At 28.7% G+C, this 2,767-nt stretch carries 2 protein-coding genes; both read left to right on the top strand.

Annotated features, from left to right (window positions below; all coding sequences use genetic code 4):
* Nucleotides 1–140 precede the first annotated feature (140 nt).
* On the top strand, nucleotides 141–1,901 hold the full coding sequence (locus EHV01_RS06730; protein ID WP_400248609.1) for a ribonuclease J: 1,761 nt from the start codon (nucleotides 141–143) through the stop codon (nucleotides 1,899–1,901).
* Between the two features lie 141 nt (nucleotides 1,902–2,042).
* Nucleotides 2,043–2,767: alanine--tRNA ligase-related protein (locus EHV01_RS06735; RefSeq protein WP_422066785.1), on the top strand; the 725-nt coding region annotated here is incomplete at its 3' end.

Here is a 2,767-nt window from a genome sequence, read left to right on the forward strand (position 1 = left end):
AGGTTTTTTTTGGTAATCTTACTAATCTTTATGTTATAATTTCTTGGATACTAGTAAATTAATTTTTTTCTTTTTAATAATATCCAATTTAATAAAGAAAAACTATGCGTTAATTTTAGAATTATGAGGTGATAATTTCAATGAATGAAGAAAAGAAAGAAACAAGTAAAAACAAAGCAATAGTTACAAAACCAACTAGTATAGTAACAAAACAACCAATCCAAAATGTTGTTAAAAATAAAATTCCAACAAAAGTGTTTGCTTTAGGTGGATTAGAAGAAGTTGGAAAAAATACATATTGTATCGAGCATGATGAAGAGTTAATTATGCTTGATGCAGGAGTTAAATTTCCAAGTTCAACAATGCTTGGAGTTGATGCTGTTATTCCAAATTATAATTATTTAAAAGAAAACCAACGAAAAATAAAAGCATTATTTATTACACACGGCCATGAAGATCATATTGGTGGAATTCCCTATTTATTACGGGAAGTTAATATTTCAATTATTTATGCACCACGATTAGCAACTGCTTTAATTCGTGATCGTCTAAAAGAAGCAAAATTGGAACAAACAACAATTGTTAAAGAAGTTGATAATATGAGTGTTATTAAAACAAAAAACTTTAAAATTAACTTTTTTGCTGTTAACCATAGTATTCCTGATGCCTTTGGAATTTCAGTAGTTACTCCAAATGGAAAAGTTGTTTCAACTGGTGATTATAAATTTGACTGAACACCATTAGGACATCGTGCTGATATTGAACGAATGGCAAATATGGGGCAAGAAGGTGTTATGTTATTATTGGCTGATAGTACCAATGCTGAAGTTGAGGGTTACACTCAAACTGAAACAAAAATTATTAAAAATATTGGTGAATTATTTGTTAAAGCTAAGGGACGAATTTTAATTTCAACTTTTGCTTCAAATGTTCATCGAATTCAACATATTGTTGAAATTACAAATAAATATGGACGAAAAATTTTAGTGTTTGGTCGAAGTTTAGATCGCATTATTAAAATTATTCGTCAAATGGGACATTTAAAAATTTCTGATAAGGCATTTATTAAAGCTAATGATGCTAAAAACTATAAAGATAATGAAATATTAATTATTTGTACTGGAAGCCAAGGTGAACCAATGGCAGCATTATCCCGAATTGCAAATAATCAACATCAACATATTTCTATTATTCCTGGTGATACTGTTATTTTTTCATCATCACCAATTCCCGGCAATCAAGCTGATGTTGAACGAGTTATTAATAAACTAGTTCGTGCTGGTGCTATTGTGCAAGAAAATAGTCCTTTAAATCAAATCCATACGTCTGGTCATGCTTCACAAGAAGAACAAAAATTATTATTTACCCTATTGAAGCCAAAATACTTTATGCCAATGCATGGTGACTATCGTATGCTTCGCCAACATGGTGAAACAGCAATTAGTGTCAATGTCCCAAAAGATAATGTCTTTATTTGTGCTAATGGTGATCAAATTGAACTATTAAATGGAACAGCAGCAATTGGTAAAAGAATTGAAGCTGAAGCTGTTTATGTTGATGGAAAAGATTTATCAGGGCAAACAACCGCTGTTGTTCGTGACCGTGAAATTTTATCAAAAGATGGGTTAATTGCTGTTGTTATTTCAATTGATTCGCAAAATAATCAATTACTAACACCACCACGCATTATTTCAAGAGGAAGTTTCTATGTTAAAGAATCTGGAAATATTATTAATGAATCAATTCGTTTAGCAACCGAAGCAGTTAATGAAGTTTTAAAAACCCAAAAACCAACTTTTGGCGCTCTTAAAAATGCTATTAAGCAATCATTATCTCCTTTCATTTACCGTTATAAACGTCGTAATCCATTGATTATTCCAGTAATTTTAAATAAAAAATAAAAGAATATGTAAAAATATTCTTTTATTTTTTAATATACTATGAAAATCATTTTTAATTCACCTAATAAATTTTTCTTTTCCTTTATTTACAATTTACAAATATAACATATAATTTAATATTAAGAGAGGAACCGATATATTATGACTAATGAACAAATTGAATTATTATGAAGTACCTTGAAAAAACAAAATAATAGTGTTAATCTTCCCCTTACCACTTTTCTTGGTTATAACCAAACAACTGACATTGGAACAGTTTTAGCATTATTTGATGCAAATGGTTATCCAGTTACCACATTAAATGGAATTGGATTTATTGCTTTTGATCACACTGTTTTTTATGCCCTTGGCGGGGGTCAAATTTCTGATACAGGAATATTAAAGAAAGACCATAAAATTTCTGTTTTTGACTTAAATAAACAAATTTACAAAAAAGTATATCTTCATCTTGTTGATACTAATGGTACAACAATTGAAATTAATGACGTATTAATCCAAAAAATAGATGTTGAACGTCGAATTAAAATTACAAAAAATCATACAGCCCAACATATTTTATCTTATATTATTGAGCATATTTTAAATGATGGTGATATGACAGATTCAGTTCAGATTAAAACTGATTATGCTTTCTTAGCAATGAATAAAGTTGATAACTGATTAGAAATTATTTTAAGCGCTCGTAAACAAATTATTGAGAAATTAATTAATCATAACATTGCTAAAATTGAACATCAAATGCCAATTGACCAAGCAAGAGAATTAAAAATTGCTCATCCAAATTTTGAATATGATCCAATTGTTCGTGTTGTTGAATTTCCAACTGCAATAATTGATTTATGTGGTGGAACCCATGTTAATAACTT

The sequence above is a fragment of the Spiroplasma sp. hy2 genome, from assembly GCF_044714365.1.
Classification (GTDB): Bacteria; Bacillota_I; Bacilli_A; order Mycoplasmatales; family Mycoplasmataceae; genus Spiroplasma; species Spiroplasma phoeniceum.